Source organism: Timaviella obliquedivisa GSE-PSE-MK23-08B (genome assembly GCA_019358855.1).
Classification (GTDB): Bacteria; Cyanobacteriota; Cyanobacteriia; order Elainellales; family Elainellaceae; genus Timaviella; species Timaviella obliquedivisa.
This window is the reverse complement of the sequence record JAHHII010000015.1, coordinates 55,939-73,362: the sequence shown is the minus strand read 5'-3', so window position 1 is coordinate 73,362 and position 17,424 is coordinate 55,939. Positions and strand designations below refer to the sequence as shown.

The 17,424-nt window shown below is 47.1% G+C and carries 13 protein-coding genes; 4 read left to right on the top strand and 9 right to left on the bottom strand.

The annotated features are described in order from the left end of the window. Positions 1-124 precede the first annotated feature (124 nt). Entirely contained in the window at positions 125-1,330 is a 1,206-nt protein-coding gene (locus KME11_20075) for a phosphoglycerate kinase (GenBank protein ID MBW4517509.1), read from the bottom strand. Positions 1,331-1,576: 246 nt separating this feature from the next. Here KME11_20075 and KME11_20070 point away from each other — a divergent pair, with 246 nt between their 5' ends. Continuing rightward, positions 1,577-1,990 carry a universal stress protein gene (locus tag KME11_20070; protein MBW4517508.1) on the top strand — a complete coding sequence of 138 codons (414 nt, stop codon included), beginning with the start codon at positions 1,577-1,579 and terminating at the stop codon, positions 1,988-1,990. 45 nt (positions 1,991-2,035) lie between these two features. On the opposite strand, the gene KME11_20065 is transcribed toward KME11_20070, so the two are convergent. Next, positions 2,036-3,094, bottom strand: a complete 1,059-nt coding sequence (locus KME11_20065) for a low specificity L-threonine aldolase (protein ID MBW4517507.1) — start codon at positions 3,092-3,094, stop codon at positions 2,036-2,038. A gap of 109 nt (positions 3,095-3,203) precedes the next feature. Here KME11_20065 and KME11_20060 point away from each other — a divergent pair, with 109 nt between their 5' ends. Then, entirely contained in the window at positions 3,204-3,755 is a 552-nt protein-coding gene (locus tag KME11_20060) for a Uma2 family endonuclease (protein MBW4517506.1), read from the top strand. Between the two features lie 49 nt (positions 3,756-3,804). After that, entirely contained in the window at positions 3,805-4,665 is an 861-nt protein-coding gene (ylqF, locus tag KME11_20055; protein MBW4517505.1) for a ribosome biogenesis GTPase YlqF, read from the top strand. Positions 4,666-4,673: 8 nt separating this feature from the next. Here the strand turns inward: ylqF and KME11_20050 are convergent, their stop codons facing one another. The 6 genes from KME11_20050 to KME11_20025 form a co-directional block, all read right to left on the bottom strand. Continuing rightward, entirely contained in the window at positions 4,674-5,066 is a 393-nt protein-coding gene (locus KME11_20050) for a DUF423 domain-containing protein (protein ID MBW4517504.1), read from the bottom strand. A 188-nt stretch (positions 5,067-5,254) separates the two neighbouring features. Continuing rightward, positions 5,255-11,128: an EAL domain-containing protein gene (locus KME11_20045; GenBank protein ID MBW4517503.1), complete on the bottom strand. Its 5,874-nt coding sequence runs from the start codon at positions 11,126-11,128 to the stop codon at positions 5,255-5,257. Between the two features lie 378 nt (positions 11,129-11,506). Beyond that, a complete protein-coding gene (locus KME11_20040) occupies positions 11,507-12,055 on the bottom strand; it encodes a hypothetical protein (protein ID MBW4517502.1) in 549 nt (182 codons plus the stop codon). 242 nt (positions 12,056-12,297) lie between these two features. Beyond that, positions 12,298-12,528, bottom strand: coding sequence for a hypothetical protein (locus tag KME11_20035; GenBank protein MBW4517501.1), 231 nt, complete (start codon positions 12,526-12,528; stop codon positions 12,298-12,300). A 4-nt stretch (positions 12,529-12,532) separates the two neighbouring features. Beyond that, positions 12,533-13,867 carry an MFS transporter gene (locus KME11_20030; GenBank protein MBW4517500.1) on the bottom strand — a complete coding sequence of 445 codons (1,335 nt, stop codon included), beginning with the start codon at positions 13,865-13,867 and terminating at the stop codon, positions 12,533-12,535. Positions 13,868-14,076: 209 nt separating this feature from the next. Further along, positions 14,077-15,156 (bottom strand): tRNA-dihydrouridine synthase family protein, encoded by a 1,080-nt coding sequence (locus KME11_20025; GenBank protein MBW4517499.1) that lies wholly within the window; start codon positions 15,154-15,156, stop codon positions 14,077-14,079. Between the two features lie 497 nt (positions 15,157-15,653). On the opposite strand from KME11_20025, the gene KME11_20020 reads away from it, so the two are divergent. Beyond that, complete coding sequence (locus tag KME11_20020; protein ID MBW4517498.1) at positions 15,654-16,676, top strand: radical SAM protein; 1,023 nt, start codon at positions 15,654-15,656, stop codon at positions 16,674-16,676. 186 nt (positions 16,677-16,862) lie between these two features. Here KME11_20020 and KME11_20015 read toward each other — a convergent pair whose 3' ends face one another. After that, positions 16,863-17,312 carry a hypothetical protein gene (locus KME11_20015; GenBank protein ID MBW4517497.1) on the bottom strand — a complete coding sequence of 150 codons (450 nt, stop codon included), beginning with the start codon at positions 17,310-17,312 and terminating at the stop codon, positions 16,863-16,865. Positions 17,313-17,424: the final 112 nt, after the last annotated feature.

The following is a 17,424-nucleotide window of genomic DNA, read 5'->3' as shown; positions in this document are numbered from 1 at the left end:
TCCCCCAGAATGGGGGATTTAGGGGGCGGCTCGGGGCGTTATTTAATTGCAACTCCCTTAAGAGCATTGAAATAGCCCCGGTTTCTTGAGAAAGCCGGGGCTACCAAAGCCATCCGATAATTAGTTACGCATCATTAAGCGCTGCAATACCAGGTAGGACTTTGCCTTCTAAAAGCTCTAAGCTGGCACCGCCACCTGTAGAAATGTGGCTCATTTGGTCGGCAACACCCACTTTTTCAACTGCCGCAACCGAGTCACCACCGCCAATGATGGTGCAGGTGCCTGTTTTGGTTAAGCCTGCCAGAGTATGGGCGATCGCCTCAGTTCCGGCTGCAAACTTCTCCATTTCAAACACGCCCATAGGACCGTTCCAAATGACGCTCTTACAATCTGCTAGTGCTTCCTGAAACACTTTGACTGAATCCGGACCAATATCCAAACCCATCCAGCCGTCGGGAATATTTTCCACGCTGACGGTTTGAGTATTGGCATCAGCCGCAAATTTATCAGCCACTACAACATCGGTGGGCAGCAGTAGCGCCACGCCCTTTTCCTTTGCCTTGGCTTCTAAAGATTTTGCCAGTTCTACAAACTCATCTTCGACCAATGACTTACCCACGCTTAAGCCACGGGCTTTGTAAAATGTGAAGATCATGCCGCCGCCAATGATCAGCTTATCGACTTTATCGAGCAAAGTTTCCACGACAGTGATTTTGCTAGAAACCTTAGAACCACCAACGATCGCCGCTAAAGGACGCTGTGGATTTTCGATCGCGTTCTGGAGATATTCTAATTCTTTTTCAATCAGCAACCCTGCCACAGAAGGAGTGAGATAGTGGGTGACTCCTTCCGTAGAAGCATGGGCGCGGTGAGCCGTACCGAAAGCATCGTTAACATATAAATCAGCCACAGATGCCAGCTTCTTAGAAAATTCTGGGTCGTTCGCTTCTTCTTCTGCATAGAATCGAACGTTCTCTAACATTGCCACTTGACCATCCTGCATTTCGGCTACAGCACCAGCTACAGCATCGCCAATGCAATCATCACACTTAATCACCTCTTGACCCAGCAGTTCCGATAGCCGCGTTGCCACTGGAGTTAGGCGCATTGATTCGTTCACCTTGCCTTTAGGACGACCAAAGTGACTTGCCAAAATGACCTTCGCGCCATGATTAGTCAAATGCTGGATAGTTGGTAACGCCGCCCGAATGCGCGTATCGTCAGTAATTTTACCCTGTTCGTCTAACGGGACATTAAAATCAACCCGCACCAGAACGCGCTTTCCTGAAAGTTCGGCAGCGGATAAACTAGCTAATGCTTTCTTTGACATTTAAAATCTCCTAAATAAGTCTTTCTACCTATCAGACGCTATTTAGTATTGTAAATTGTCAGGGATCATTATTTGAGGCGACCTTAAAAAATTACGCAACTTTTTGAAAAGTTCTGTAGCAGCGATCGCCAGAGTTGAGAAAATAATAGAAGCGGACTCCTCAATAAGACTGATTTTTTGTTCACAGGCTCCGCCCATGCCCGAAAATAACGTCAGGAAGACTTCATCTGTTTAAGGAAAAGATTCATGTTTAAGACAGTCTTGTTTCCCATTGATCAAAGCCGCGAATCTCGTGAGGCAGTAGAGACGGTTGCCCAGTTGATCAAGACCTACAGCAGCCGATTGATTATTTTATCAGTTGTCGAAACGCCCGAAGAGCCTCCTACCTCAGCCGCCGACCGGGAAATGACCTCGGCAAAAGCGATCGCCAAACTCCTTGCCGAAGCCAAAGCGCTCTTTTCGGCTCAAGGTATCGAAGCCGAAATTATTGAACGGGAAGGCAAACCTGCCTTTACCATCTGCGACGTAGCCGACGAACTCAATGCCGAGCTAATTATTATGGGCTGTCGGGGCTTGGGCTTAACCGAAGAAGGCGCAGCCGAAAGTGTCACCAATCGTGTGATCAATCTGGCTCCTTGTCCTGTGCTGATTGTGCCCTAGCTTTTGGTGTTCTAGCTAACAGCCTTGTTCTAGCTGATTGGGTCTTCAGCGATCGTTGCCTTCAATATCTGCCACCAGCCTCACATCTGCCACTAGCTCATCAATCCGTTCTTGGGTCGTATTCCAAGAACACATAAAGCGTGCGCCACCCACGCCAATAAAGGTATAAAACTGCCAGCCTTTTTGTTGCAAACGCTGAAGCGCCACCTCAGGCAATTTAACAAACACTGCATTGGCTTGCCGAGGAAAGAGCAGTTCGACATGGGCGATTGCCAGTAGCCGCTCTTCTAGGTAAGCGGCACACCGATTGGCGTGTCGGGCATTATTCAGCCAAGCGCCCGTTTCTAGCAACCCCAACCAGGGGGCTGAGATAAACCTCATCTTGGAAGCAAGTTGTCCAGCCTGCTTACAGCGATAGGAGAAATCTTCTGCCAGAGTTTTATCGAAAAATAAAATTGCTTCCCCCATTGCCATACCGTTCTTAGTGCCACAAAAGCACAGCACATCGACCCCACTTTTCCAGGTGATTTCTGCCGGACTCCGCTCGATCGCTGCTACCGCATTGGCAAACCGTGCGCCATCCATGTGAACTTTAAATTGATGCTGTTTTGCTACTTCATGGATCGCTACCAGTTCATCAATGGAGTACATTGTCCCTACTTCTGTGGTTTGTGTCAGGCTAATTACCTTGGGTTTGGGATAGTGAATATCCTGACGTTTATGGACGATCGCTTCAATTGATGCTGGCGTTAATTTTCCATTTTCCCCCTTAGCAATTAATAGCTTGGAGCCGTTAGAAAAGAATTCTGGCGCACCGCACTCATCGGTTTCCACATGGGCGGTTTCATGACAGACAACGCTGTGATAAGACTGACACAGCGAAGCCAACGCCAAAGAGTTAGCGGCAGTACCATTGAAGACAAAAAACACCTCACAATCAATTTCAAATAACTCTCGAAAGTAGTCTGTTGCCCGTTGCGTCCATTCGTCGTTACCGTAGGCAGGCACGCTGCCAGAGTTTGCCTGCAAGGTATATTCCATCGCTTCGGGACAAATACCGGAGTAGTTATCGCTGGCGAACTGTTCTGGATTATTGCTGATCATTGATGACAGGGAGATTGGATACAGTGGGCTATATAGTCATTGAGTATCGTAAATACGCTACGCTATGGCATTAGGCTTTGTCATCAGTTTGCAATACGAGAGATGCGCTATGGCTGCCAAAGTTGTGACCGTTGAGGATTTGTATCATGTGCCCGATCATCAAAAAGCCGAGATTGTTAATGGGGCGATCGTTTTAATGCCGCCTACAGGTGATGATCCAGGCTATGCAGGCGATGAAGTGTTTGTGGCATTGAGAGAGTACAGCAAGCAAACTCGGCAAGGGCGAGCCGTTGGAGACAATAAAGGATTTCGAGTAGACTTACCCAGTCGTCAATCTTTCAGTCCAGATGCAGCTTTTCACATCGGTGCACCTGCCGGAATGAAATTTTTTGAGGGTGCGCCTATCTTTGCAGTAGAAGTGAGAAGTGCGGGTGATTATGGCGATCGGGCTGAGGCTGACATGGCAGCGAAACGAGCAGATTACTTTGCCGCAGGAACGCAGGTTGTATGGGACGTAGACTTATTGAGTGAAGATGTAGTTCGAGTTTATCGCGTTGATCAACCAAATTATCCGACGATCTACCGTCGAGGTGAACTCGCTGAAGCCGAACCTGCCGTTCCAGGTTGGACGATGCCTGTTAACGATTTGTTCGCTAAATGATTGTTGGTTGAATTGTTTGATTGAATAGTTTCCTTTATCTAAATTTCCCATGGCTCCTCCCATTCAGTGGTATCCCGGTCACATTGCTAAAGCTGAAAGAGCCTTAGTTGAACAGCTTAAGAAGGTCGATGTGGTGCTCGAAGTTCGGGATGCTCGCATTCCTTTGGCAACTCGCCACCCGCAAATGGAGCAATGGCTCAATAACAAAGAACGAGTGCTGGTGCTAAACCGGGTGGATATGATTCCGCCGCAAGCGCAGCAAGACTGGACAAAGTGGTTTAAGGAGCGTGGCGAACACCCTTATTTTGCTAACGCTAGTCAGGGTAAGGGCGTTTCTAACCTCTCGCAGGCAACCCAGAATGCCGGGGCGAAGATGAATCAACGACGACACGATCGCGGGATGCTGTCTCGTCCGGTTCGCGCTGTGGTCATTGGGTTTCCTAACGTGGGCAAGTCGGCTCTGATTAACCGTTTGCTTAATCGTCGGGTGGTTGATAGCGCTCGACGAGCCGGGATTACGCGCCAACTCCGCTGGGTGAGAATTTCCGATGAACTGGAATTGCTAGATGCTCCGGGCGTTCTACCTTCTAAGCTGATGGATCAGGAGGCAGCTATAAAACTGGCAATTTGCGATGACATTGGCGAGGCATCTTACGATAACCAGCGCGTTGCTTGTGCCTTAATCGATCGCATTCAACAGCTTTACCTTGAAGTTCCTCAAATATTGCCCAAAGAGCCATTTTCATTACGCTATAGGGTTGCACCCGAAGCGATGACCGGAGAAAGTTACTTAGAAGCGGTGGCAGAGAAGAAGTATCAGGGCGATCGGGAGAAAACCGCCCGCCAATTTTTGAATGATTTTCGGAAAGGAGTTTGGGGCGCAATTCCGTTAGAATTACCCAATTTTTAAAGACAGCGTTATTTGAAGCTGAATGCCGCGATCGCTAAGCATCCCCAGCCTACCATCAATGCCACGCCACCAATAGGAGTAATCGCTCCTAATACTTTAATCCCTGAAAAGCTCAAGGCGTAAAGACTTCCTGAAAAAAAGATCACCCCAACAATAAAAGCGTAGCCCGCAGCGTTTAGCCAGGGTTGCGCCATCACGCCTTGCATTAATTCACCTTGAATTAACAAAACAGCCACCAATCCCAACGCTAAGGCGTGATACATCTGGTAGCGGGTGGCAGTTTCAAAGATTTCTAAAGCCCGTTCGGTGAGTTTATCTTCTAGCCCATGAGACGCAAAAGCCCCTAGAGCAACCGATGAGCCCGCTAAGAGAGCGGCGATCGCCAAAAATATTTTAACCATCATTCACTCCCTCAGGTCTGCAAAATCAACCCAGGATTATTTTACCTGTCTTAAGACTAGCGTTGCTGAACAAAAAGATGATGCTTTTCAAAGTCCCTTTCTTGTAGAAGAGGAATTAGGGAGAAGTCTGAGTGGTCTACTCAACCTCACCTCTTGCCTTCCTAAAAAGGCAGCGCACCGCCTAAAAATTAACCTTGAGGAGTGGGTTGTATCCAAGAGATTGTTTTCGCCTGCTGCACTAGCTTAGCTGCCGCTTGAGCATCTATTGGTTTAGAGAAGAAAAATCCTTGCCCTAGTTCGCAATGCAGCGCCCGCAGGCGCTCAAGCTGAACAAACGTTTCCACCCCTTCAGCAACCGCATCCATGCCTAAGCTAGCCGCAAGCCCAATGATGGTTTGAACAATCTCGGCTCCACCCGCATTGCCATCAATACGATTCACAAAGGCGCGATCGATCTTCAAAGTATCGACCGGGAACTCGTGAAGTCGGCTTAAAGAAGAATAGCCCGTCCCAAAGTCATCAATGCATAGACGAATGCCCAAGTCTTTAAGTTCTTTCAGTTGAGCCGCCTGACTCGAGAAGGTTTGAAGAATAGAGCTTTCGGTAATCTCCAGTTTTAGAGACGTAGGCGGTATTTGAGTGGTGGTTAAAAGCGCCTGAATTTGTTCTACTAAATCATGCTGTCGCAGTTGCAGCGTAGAAATATTGACATTCATCACCAGCGACTCGGCATGGGGAAACTGCCGCTGCCATTGACTCAACTGATGACAGGCAGTTCGCAAAACCCACCAGCCCAACGCATGAATTAACCCAGTCTCTTCAGCAACAGGGATAAATTTAACTGGCGAGATCCAGCCCTGCTTCGGGTGTTGCCAGCGCACTAGTGCCTCAAAGCCACTCAAATAACCAGTGACTAAGGAAATAATGGGCTGATAGTTAAGCTGCAATTCAGTCTGCCCGCTATGAGACTTACGAGATAGGGCTTCGATCGCCCGTCGTAGATCATTCTCTAGCTGCAACCGCTCAACGGCGCTCGTTTGCATCGTTGGATCAAAGAGGGCGTAACAGCCTCGTCCCTGTGCCTTAGCTCGGTAAAGTGCTGTATCCACATCTCGTAGGATCTCTTCAGGGTTTTGGTAGCCAATAGAGCTTAGAGTAATGCCAATACTGGCGCTGACCACCATTTCGTGGTTATTAATCTCGAATGGCTCCATCAGTTGGGTTTCAATCAGACGCGCTAACGCAACAGGAGCATTGGCATTAGAGATATTTTCTAGCAAAATCGCAAATTCATCGCCCCCAAACCGGGCGATCGCATTATCGTGACATAAGCAGGTCTGGACGCGCTCAGCCACTTGCTTCAATAGCTGATCACCTACTAAATGTCCTAAGCTATCGTTAACCACTTTAAACAGATCGAGATCGAGAAACAGTACCGCATATTGAAACGATGGATCATCAGTCATTTGCTCAATGACACCTGCGAGTTTTTGAATGAACCAATGGCGGTTGGGTAAACCTGTTAATGAATCATGCAGTGCATCAAAAATTAGCTTCTCTTGTGAACACTCTAATTGATGGGCATAATTTTGGGCATCGCGGTAGAGCTTGGCGCTTTCAATTGAAATAGCAGCTTGGGCGCAAATGAGCTTGAGTACTTCTAGGCGATCGCTTGTAAATGCATCTGCCAAAGTGCGGTTTTCTAGATAAAGAATAGCGGTGATGCTGCCCTGCTTAAAAATAGGCAATGCCAGGAAACTCTTGGGCTGTTGTTGCATCAGGTAAGGATCCGCAGCAAAGGTCATATCGCCGTCGCTGTGCTTAACAATCACAGGTTTCTGAGTTCGCTTGACCCATTGCATCACAGTCTGGGGCAACACATCAATTTGTTCTAGAGCAATATCGGGCAAGCGATGGGCCAAACCCTCCAAATAAGTGACAACTGCGTGCCATTGCTCCTGCTGCTTTAGCAGAAGAACGCCCCGTTCTGCGCCTGCGTTTTCTGCCACAATATGCATTAGCAGCCGCAATAATTGATCCAACTCCATTTCCCCCGAAATGGCTTGAGTTGCCTTCAGGATCGTTGCCAAATCTAGCGCCGCAGAAACACCAGAACTGGTAGAAGTAACGGTACGTTGAACTGATTGATGCAGGGATGCAGGGATGTTTTCTGGAACTCTTTGAAGAATCGGCACCAGTAATAGCGCATACTGTTGCTCTAGCTGCTTAACTTTGGCAGTTGCTCCCCAGCGGGCATAGCCATAGTAGGCATCGAATAAATAAGCTTGAGCAATTTTAGGCTGGTTCCGCAACAAGTAAAACCTGGCAGCAAGTTCATTGGCAAGAGCGGCTTCTTGAGGATACTGGTGCTCTTGGGCGCGGGCGATCGCCCGATCATAACCATCGATCGCCTCTAAAACCTGTCCCAGAACTCGACAGCGCTCTGCCTCAACTAACTCCCACTTGTGCAAATGGTTGGTTGGCGCATAATCTGCCCAGCGCCTTAATTTATCTTGATTAGCAGCAACTCTTTCCAAAATTTCCTGTTCAGTTTCAGGAGTCCGCACCGCAAGTTTAATCAGAGAGTCATAAAAATAGAAGATGACAACGGGTAAGCTGCCTGCAATGTAAGGCTCGGCAGCATCCGCCATAATTGCAGCTTGTTCGTAGTCTGCAAACCCGTAGCACAAGACCATTTTGTTGAGATAGAAGTAAAACACCGCCTCACGATTATTGGCTGCCAAGCTTAAGGTCAACAGGTCAGAGTCCTCACCTGTCTCTCCTGTTAAACAGCAGGGGCCAGTAGCTCTGCCGAGCCAGCTGAGCACTGCTTGCCAGTAAGGAATATGAAGAAAAAGCGCCTGATTTTGATGGGTCTGTTTCATCATTTGCCCATAGGTTGCCATATCTTGGGCGACCCCGACTAATTCCTTTCCAGTGAGGTAAGCATGGAAACTGTAAACCAATCCTGAATAGGCGGCAAACTCTAAATCTCCTGCCTCTAAGGCGCTAGAGTGGGCTTCTCGTAGGGCAGGCAGAGTGGTCTGTACGGGTTCTTTCCAGGGGCGAATGAAATTATTGACCGTCAACAGAACTTTGCCTTTAAGCTCTGGGCTGTTCAACGTTGAAACCAGGGTGATTGCTAACTGCCCAAATTGATATCCTGATTCGATGTCGCCTTGAACGGTGCAAAGAATTAACCCATATCCGGCGTAACCCAACCCCGAAACACCCGTATTGCCGTGTTCAATAGAAAGTTCGACTTGCTTTAAGACAACCAGCGTCGATAAGTTCGGTGTTGCTTTAAAGGCGGCTGTGCTTAGCTGGCATAGGATATCCATCGCTGCTAATGCATTGGGGTTGGTCATGACAGGCAGGTTTGCCAAGTCGCTGATCGATCGATCAGCGAAACGAGCCAGCATTTGTGATAGCTCTGCTGCTACCTGTTCAGGTTGAGGGTTTTGAGGAAATTCAATTCCTAAAGTCTTGAGAATTGATAAACCCAGAGCGATCGCATCTAGAAGCCGATTCTGTCCAATCAGCACCAACATCTTGATCTCGTAGATCCTGATGGTGTCAAGCTGGGTTTTGCCGTGACTAAGTGCTGTTGCCGACCACTGCTCTAGCTCGTCCCACTGCCCCTTTAGAAATGCTGCTTCAATTCCTTCTTTGTACAGTGCCAAAGTGAGACAATAATCCGCTTGCCAACTGTCAGAAGTGAGTAGACTAATGCCTGTTGTTAAGTACTCCATTGCTTCCGTATAAGCTGTTGCAGCCTTTGCTTTTTGCCCTGCCCTTAAGTTTAAACTGGCTAAATTTGCTTGCTCATCTTCTGCCATGAGCGACGTGCCTTGGTTAAGAGAATTAACAATTTCAAAGAGGTACTCTTCCCAGTCTGTTGAAGGAATATTTTGTAACAGCAATCGACCAATTTCAAGGTGGGTCAAACGCTGATGCTCGCCGGAGATGAGCGCATAAGCGGTTTGCTGAATGCGATCGTCAAGAAATTGGTAAGCAGTCGCTGGGGCTGCTGGCGCTAGATCAGGTGAGGACATTAATGGCTGAAACCGGTAGCTGGCATTTTGAGGCAACACGAAACCTTCCTGAACCGCCTGGCTGAGATCGACGGCGGTTTCAGCTTCGGATTTTTTATAGACAATGGCTAAAGTTTTGAGATTAAAGCGATCGCCCATGCAAGCAGCGAGTTGTAGCACTTGCTGTGTAGGGGCTGCCAACTCACACAACTGAGATATCATCAGTTCGACGACATCATCGGTTACGGTCAAAGTTTGAATTTGACTAATGTCACATTCCCAGCCATCCCGATAGTAAATTAAGCCATCTTGGTGAAAAGATTTTAACAGATGACGACTTAGAAAAGGATTGCCCCGAGCTTTTTGATAGACCAACTTTGCCAAAGGTTGAACCCGCTCCTGAGAACAGCTTAGTAAGTCTGCAATGAGATCAGTAATGTCAGATTGGGTTAAAGGTGCAAGATAGACGGAGGAAACACTACCAGTCCGGTTGATATCGTGATTAATCTCACTGATAAATGATGAAAGATTCTGTGCTTCTACTTCATCTTGGTAGGCACCGATTAACAATAGTTTATGGGTTGCAACATCGCAGACTAAATGCTTTAAAAGATTAAGCGAAGCAGGGTCTGCCCATTGCAAATCATCAAGAAAAATAACAAGGGGGCGATCGCCACTTGTAAACACCCGAATAAACTGATTAAACAGCAAATTGAACTGTTTTTGGGCTGCATCGGGTAGTAGCTCAGGCATCATGGGTTGAACGCCAATTATCTGCTCTAACTCGGGTAAAACCTGAGTTAACATACGACCCTTTTCACCGAGCATGGCAACTAACTGCGATCGCCACGCCTGGACGACTTCTTCGCTCTCTGTCAGCAATTGCGTCATAAGTTGACGTAATGCTTGCACAATGCCTAAAAATGGAACATTACGCTTACACTGATCAAACTTACCTTGAATAAAATAGCCGCGTCGCTGAACAACAGGCTTATGAATTTCTTGAACCACAGCAGTTTTGCCGACACCAGCAGCACCTGAAACCAGAACTAATTGACTGCTACCCAGCAAAATTTCCTCAAAGGTGCTGAGCAGCATCTTAACCTCGTTTTCTCTGCCATACAGCTTTTTAGGCATGGCAAAGCGATCGTAGCAATCTTGCCGTCCTAACTTAAAAATAGGAATATCTCCCAACGTCTCCCACTGCTGCCGACAATGCTCCAAATCGGCTTGTAGCTCTTGGCAGGTTTGGTAGCGGTCTTCTGCGGCTTTAGCCATGAGCTTGAAGATTAAATGGCTAATGGCTAGGGGCAGCGTCGGGATAATTTGCGTGGGCGAGGGTGGATGCTGCGAGATGTGGGCATGAACGAGTTCTAAGGGGTCTTGAGATCGAAAGGGCAGCCGTCCTGTCAGCAACTCGTAGAAAGTCACACCTAGAGAGTAGAAATCTGTGCGGTAGTCTATGCCCCGGTTCATCCGTCCAGTTTGTTCAGGAGACATGTATGCCAAGGTTCCCTCTAAAACATTGACGGTGTGAAGTTCTTGAACTTCTTTAGGCAACAAAGAGGCAATGCTAAAATCAGTAAGCTTGACTTCTAGGGTATGGGGGTTGATTAAGATATTTTGAGGCTTGATGTCTTTGTGAATTAAACGTTCTTGGCAGAGAACCTCTAGTGTTTGTACAATTTGAAGGGCGATCGGAAAAAATTGGCGAAGGGGCAAAGGCGTTGATTTGGCGTAGTCAGCTAGTGAAATTCCTCCAAAATCTTCCATTACTAATGCAAACCCATTCTGACAATGTTCCAAGCAGTAGGATTGGATAATACCTGGGCTTTTGAGGCTTTGAGTCAAGTTATATTGATTGCGAAAATGAATCAGTTCTGAAGAATTAGGGTACACATTTTTCAGTAGCTTGACAACAACTTTGGTATCATCTGTTACTCGTATTGCTCGATAAACCAACGTCCTGGAGCCATCATAAATTTTGTCTAGAACTTGGTAGCCAATTAGCTCAGGAGAAGAAGCCATGTTTACTGCCTGGTCTAAGAATTTTCCGACAACTACCATCCAACGGAACCTATTCTGTAAAATGCCCTGGCACCGCAATAACCTTACATCGTTAAGAAGGATTGATCATGGCAGGATGTGAAGCGTAGCGCAGATTTTACCTGCACCGTAGTCCGCTTCATAAAACGTAGTTTGGGTCATATAGTAGTCTACTTCAATCACAATTGTAAAATAAGGTGTCTGCTAATGTTGTCCGCATTCCTCGGCTGAGAATAGTAAGCAGCGATCGACTTCCTTATTGAAGTAGACTAAAAACTGGCAACGATAAACCCCTGTATTTTTGTGAAAGTACAGGGGTTTGTGAAAATACAGGGAAAGATCGAGTGAGTTAAGAATAAATCACTTGCTGTAATGCTCTTCCAGTAGCGATCGCAGCATATCTACCATAGGAACTCCTTCTTCAACGGCTTTCGCCTTAATCGCTTTGTGCAGCGGTTTAGCAATATCTAAGGTAAGTCGCTTCATTTTCGTGGCTTTCTCATTCGTAGCTTTCTCGGCGGCTGGCACTGCGGCAGCTTTTTTAGATGGAGCAGTTTCTGCGGCAACGGGCTCATCAACTTGTTTCTTTACCTTGGCTTCTTTCACTTTTCCATCCTTCGCTTCTTCATCATCCACTTTTGCCTCCAAGGGTGCTGCTGGCATTTCGGGCACCTTTGACCGATCCTGAGCGGGCTCTTTACCCATCATTTGGAGTTCTTTAGCTGCCTTTTTTGTCGCCTGAGCTTTTCTCCCTTTCTCAACTTCCTCTCCCACCGGTTCCGAGGTTACAACGGGAACCTCGCGTCCAGGGCTGCTTGCGGAAGCTTTGGGTTTCTGATCTTGTTCTAAAGGGGTAGTTGCTGGAGCAGCTTTAGGCTGTGCGCCAATCTCTTTTTTTTTGTTTGCCATGGTTTCACTCCAATAATTTATACCAGTAGATCAGCTGAACTAAACGTAAGATAGACAAACTGTTATTTATGATGTGCAAGCAAAGTTGCCTGACCGCAAAACCTACATTTGCAAAACCTACGTTTATTTGCGCCTACCTACTTTGCGCCTACTCACTGCTAAGGGAATTAATTTCTTAAATCGTTGCCTTAGGGCGATCGCGTTCTGTATTTACGACGAATTACTTTTACAGAATATCGTATTTACAGAAGAACATGCAAATCAGCGTGAAAAATTAGCTCAAAGTCGGCTTGCAATTGACCTATTTTCTGCTCTCGACCTTTAGAGGATGTCTGAGAGGTATCAAAGATTCTTGCACTCGCCCCCCAACCCCCCATTCTGGGGCAGGACTTCCGCACCAGTCCTCCTTCAAAGTCCCCTAGAATGGGGGATTGAGGGGGCGGCTCGGATAGCAACTTAGACTTCTCAGACATCCTCTTACACAGCTTGACGTTCATGGACAAAAACCAGAGGTAACAAAGCGCCTAGCCGCAAAACACTTGAAAGCACAAAGAGTCCTAAAAATCCACCATAGCCGAACTGAGCCAAAAAGCCTCCAGCAGTCGTACCTAAGGCACCGCTGATGCCAGCTACCGCAGCAGCAACCCCAAAGTAGGTCGATTGGTTGCGATCGGGGGCAATGTCAAGTTGAAAATTATTGGAGCAAAGGTCAATTGCTGCTGATGTTCCTCCCGAAATGCAATGCAACAATGGCAGCCCCAACCAAACAGACCATAAATTTATACCAGCGCTAAGCCATAAAAGTGGAAAGATTGCAAATACAATCCCTGCACCTAGCAAAATTGGGCGATTGCCAATGCGATCAGCAAACTGTCCACACACTAGCAGCACCAGCAGGTTTGCCCCTGCCGCCAGGCTACTATAAAGTGTGACATGGTTGATATCTACCTTTAACTCGTTCAGCATATAAACATTAAAAAATGGAGAGCTTAAACTTACTGAAAATGTCCACAGGTGAAAATAAAGTAAAAACTTGAGGAAGTTGCCGTCTTGCCAAAAAGCGGGAGTGAGTTGGGGCTGAGAGGGGCTAACTAAAGCAGGGTGAAGTGGATCTTCGGAGCTTGATGGGTTGACTTCAAGCGGGAGCACTTTAACTGGAAAATAGGAATTGTTTTGTGGATTGACATCCACCATGAAGTTTTGAAACCATAGGCTGAGAATTCCAGAGGCGATCGCTACTACTAGCACCACGCCGTAGCCCTGAATAGAGCCGCCCTGCCACTGAGTCACAATCAATCCCAGGAGGGGCACTGAAATTAAATTCGTTAAATTGGCGGCACTGCTGCGTAAGCTGAAGTAGCGTCCCCGCAGCGTTCGGGGCACTAGGGCTGCCATCCAACTGAGCCAAGGGGCACTGCCTAACGCTCCTAACAGAGAGCTAGCAAGCGTAATCCCCAACGTTAAGGCAATCAGCAGCGCTGGAGCATTGGGGGTTCTCCCAACCCAAAAAATGGCGATCGCTAAGCCCACCCAGAGCGATCGGGAAATACCGTAGATCCAAAGGCAATAGAAATGACGGCTTGTGGTGCGTTCTGAAAAGTATGCGCCGATGGGCTGAATCAAATTGCACAGCATGGGAACGGATGCCAAGATGCCAATTTGAGTTGGGTTTGCGCCCATATCTAAAAAAAAGTTGGTCAGTAGCACGCCGCCCGTCACATTGGAAAATAGGCTGGCAAAAACCCCATCTAGCGTTGAGGCTTTGAGGCTGGTGCGGATCTCATCTTTGGAAGCCCCGAGGATTGCAGTCAGCGCCCGTGATTTGCCCGAGCCAAAGGGCAAAACTCCTGGTATCCCCGCTTCCGCAGCCACCTCTACACTGATCGCCTCAACAGACACAAAATCCACGCTTCAATTCCTCATGACCTTAGTAGAGCTTAATTTTTGTGACATCTATCAATTCTGGCTCATTGTCCTTAAAGACGGTAGGAACTACTGAGTGTCCTTAAAGACGGTAGGAACTACTGAGTGACGAGTGACTGGCTTGCTAATTTAGGAATTGCTTCGCAACTGGGGCGAGCCACTAGACCAGGGTAGGGTTCTAACGAAAATTCTTGATCAGGAGTGCCGAGCAAGTAGCGATCGCAAACGGCATACAAGTCTGCGTCCGTTTGAGCCAGCCGCATCTCTCGGAGAAAACCCCCTGCTGCATCCACACTTTGAGCAATGTAATTAAGATACATTTTCATGTAGCTAACTTGTGCCCGGTTTGGAACTGTCAGGGCATTTGCTGTGTTCGAGAGGCGATCGATATAACTGCGAACATCTGCCAGCGTGACTTTAGTGATGGGCTGACCGCTCAGATGTTGGCGAACTTGCTGAAAGATCCACGGGTTGCGAATTGCCGATCGCCCAATCATCACTCCAGCGGCTCCAGTTTCAGCTAAAATAGCGGCTGCGGCATGGGCTGATGTCACATTTCCATTAGCAAGAACCGGACAATTTATCCGCTGCACGGCGTGGGCAATCAAATCATAATGAACAGCGCCATGATACATTTCCTTAACGGTTCGACCGTGCAAGCTGAGTAAATCAATATTGTGTCGGTTAATCAGGTCAAGAAGTGCGTCAAAGTTAGCAGTATTTTCAAAACCAATTCGCATCTTAATCGTTAACAAACCTGATACTGATTCTCGTAACTCACCTAAAATTCGGTTAACTTTTTCAAGATCTCGCAGCAGTCCTCCACCAACATTTTTGCGATAAATTCGGGGAGCAGGACAGCCCATATTTAAGTCAATGCCTGCCACAGGATAGCGGCTCAGTTCTTGAGCAATACGAACCAGGTCGGGGATACTTTCTCCAATGAGTTGGGCAAAAATTGGGCGATCGGTCGTGTTCTCGGTAATGGAGCGCAGGATCTTCTTATCGGGTGTCGAACTCTCATGAACGCGAAAGTACTCAGTAAAGAAATAATCGGGACTGCCATAGCCCGCGATCACATTCATGAAAAATAAATCAGTCACGTCTTGCATGGGCGCAAGTGCGGTTAATGCCAGTCCGGGAACTAAGGCTAAAGGTAAGCGATCGGACAGTGGCATATTATCACTCAGTTCGGGTGCCCACACCTTAAAAGGACTCTCAGGCGATCGAATAAACGGGCGATCGATGTTCTCAGCAATAGTATCAGGAATTTCTTTACTTTGCTGCTCATTCGTAGGTCTGAGATCTCGGAGTTCGTTCTAGTCATTAGGGAGTTGCAATTAAATAACGCCCCGAACCGCCCCCTAAATCCCCCATTCTGGGGGACTTCCGACCCTTTCAAAGTCCCCCAGAATGGGGGATTTAGGGGGTGGACAAATCAATGCATCCCACTGGGGTTTTATTTTCTTGCTAGCCCCTTAGCGATCACATTAGCCATCAATAGAGGGATGGGAAACCCTACCCGGAAAGGGATGAAATCCACTCTACGAAAGATTTCTGTCGCTCAGTGGAAGTGCAATACTAAAAATACATGCAACGGGATTTGAGAACTATTTTGCTAAATTCGATTCATCCTCCTGCTTCTCTTAACGCCGCTCCTAAAACGCGCCTATGGATGCCCGATCGCGTTCTATTCACTCCAGATGCACTGGAAGAGGCTTGGGGGCAAAAGATTCTGACACGAGTGCAATCTTTCAATTTGCCTGTTGAGGAACTGCCACGTAACCGCCTGACTGGGTTACGTGGAGAGACAGAGCAAGAAACCTATGCGATCGCTAAACGTACCTTAGCGGTTGTGACTGCACCTCCTAGCAGCTTTAAGCTGAGTCCGATTCCCCCTTCCGCCGATTGGCAGTTTCACTTAGCTGAAGGATGTCCGGCTCATTGTCAATATTGTTATCTGGCTGGAAGTCTGCAAGGACCCCCAGTGATTCGAGCATTTGCTAACTTGCCCCAGACCTTACAAAACTTGGCAGCTTATGAACGCTTAGATAGCACTACTAGTTTTGAAGTAAGTTGCTACACAGATCCGTTGGGTATTGAGCATTTATTGGGCAGTTTGGCAGAATGCATTCGCTACTTTGGTACCCGTGAGAACGGACACTTACGCTGGGTTTCTAAGTTTGATGCGGTTGACGAATTACTAGATCTACCCCATAACGGACATACTCGTTGTCGCTTTAGTGTGAATGCTGCACCGATCAGCAATCGACTAGAAGGGGGAACAGCTTCTGTTGCTAATCGGATTCAGGCATTACGTAAGTTGGCATTGCCCTCTGAACGGGGTGGCGGCGGTTATCCCGTAGGTTTAGTGATTGCGCCCATTATGGCGATCGAGGATTGGGAAGATTACTATGATCAGTTGTTCGATGACCTGAGCAATGCTTTAGACTTTGATGTCGATTTAACGTTTGAGCTAATTTCTCACCGTTTTACCCCTGGCTCAAAAAACGTTTTACAGGCTTGGTACCCTAACAGCAAGCTAGAAATGGATGAGTCAAACCGAGTGATAAAACGTAATAAGTTTGGTGGTGTGAAATATGTCTATGATGGCGACACCATGAAAATGATGCGAAAGTTCTTTGAGCAACAAATTCAAAAACGTTTCCCGCAAGCTAAGATCTTGTACTGGACTTAAGTTTGAGAAGATGTTCAATGGGTCTACGTGATTGTGTAGCAGTAAGCGTTCTTGTTAGGACATCGTTAACGTGCAAGATTAATAAGAGGCTTAAGCCCTTGTCCTAGACAATGTAAAAACTGGGGTATGATACATCATGCATCATACCCCAGTCAATTCACCTAGGCGTGCTAGAACACTAAATTCTTACTTACCAAAAGCATCCTTAACATTATCTACAGCCTTCTCGATAACATTCTTAGTGTTATCTACTGCCTTTTCAGTCCGGCTTGCATCTTCCTCTGCTCTTTGCTGAATGCGCCCTGCATCTCTCTTAGCTCTATTTGCGATCGCGCTATCATTGTCGTCGGTGGCGTTATCTACTTTTGCAGCGTTGCTTCTGGCAGCTTCTTCCACCTTATCTGCGGTATCTCTAATGAAGCCCTTGGCGTTCTTGGTATCTTCACCCACTTTGTTCTGGACTTTATTGCCCAAGTCTGCTGCCACGACAAAGTTGTTCGTAGGATTAGCCATTGCTGCATTGTTTAGCAAGAATGCACCCTGCCAGAAAAAGGCGATCGCCGACAAGCTTAACAACACCATTGTCAACCGACGACCTAAAGCAGAAATTTGTTTTGTCAAATGATTCAGTTTCATACCAATAACCAGGTTGTTTACCAAGTCATTTGTACTGCGTTTGGCTAGTCATACAAATCTGTCCAGAGATAGATTTTCCTTTACTCTAAGATGTCTGGAGATAATGTACTCT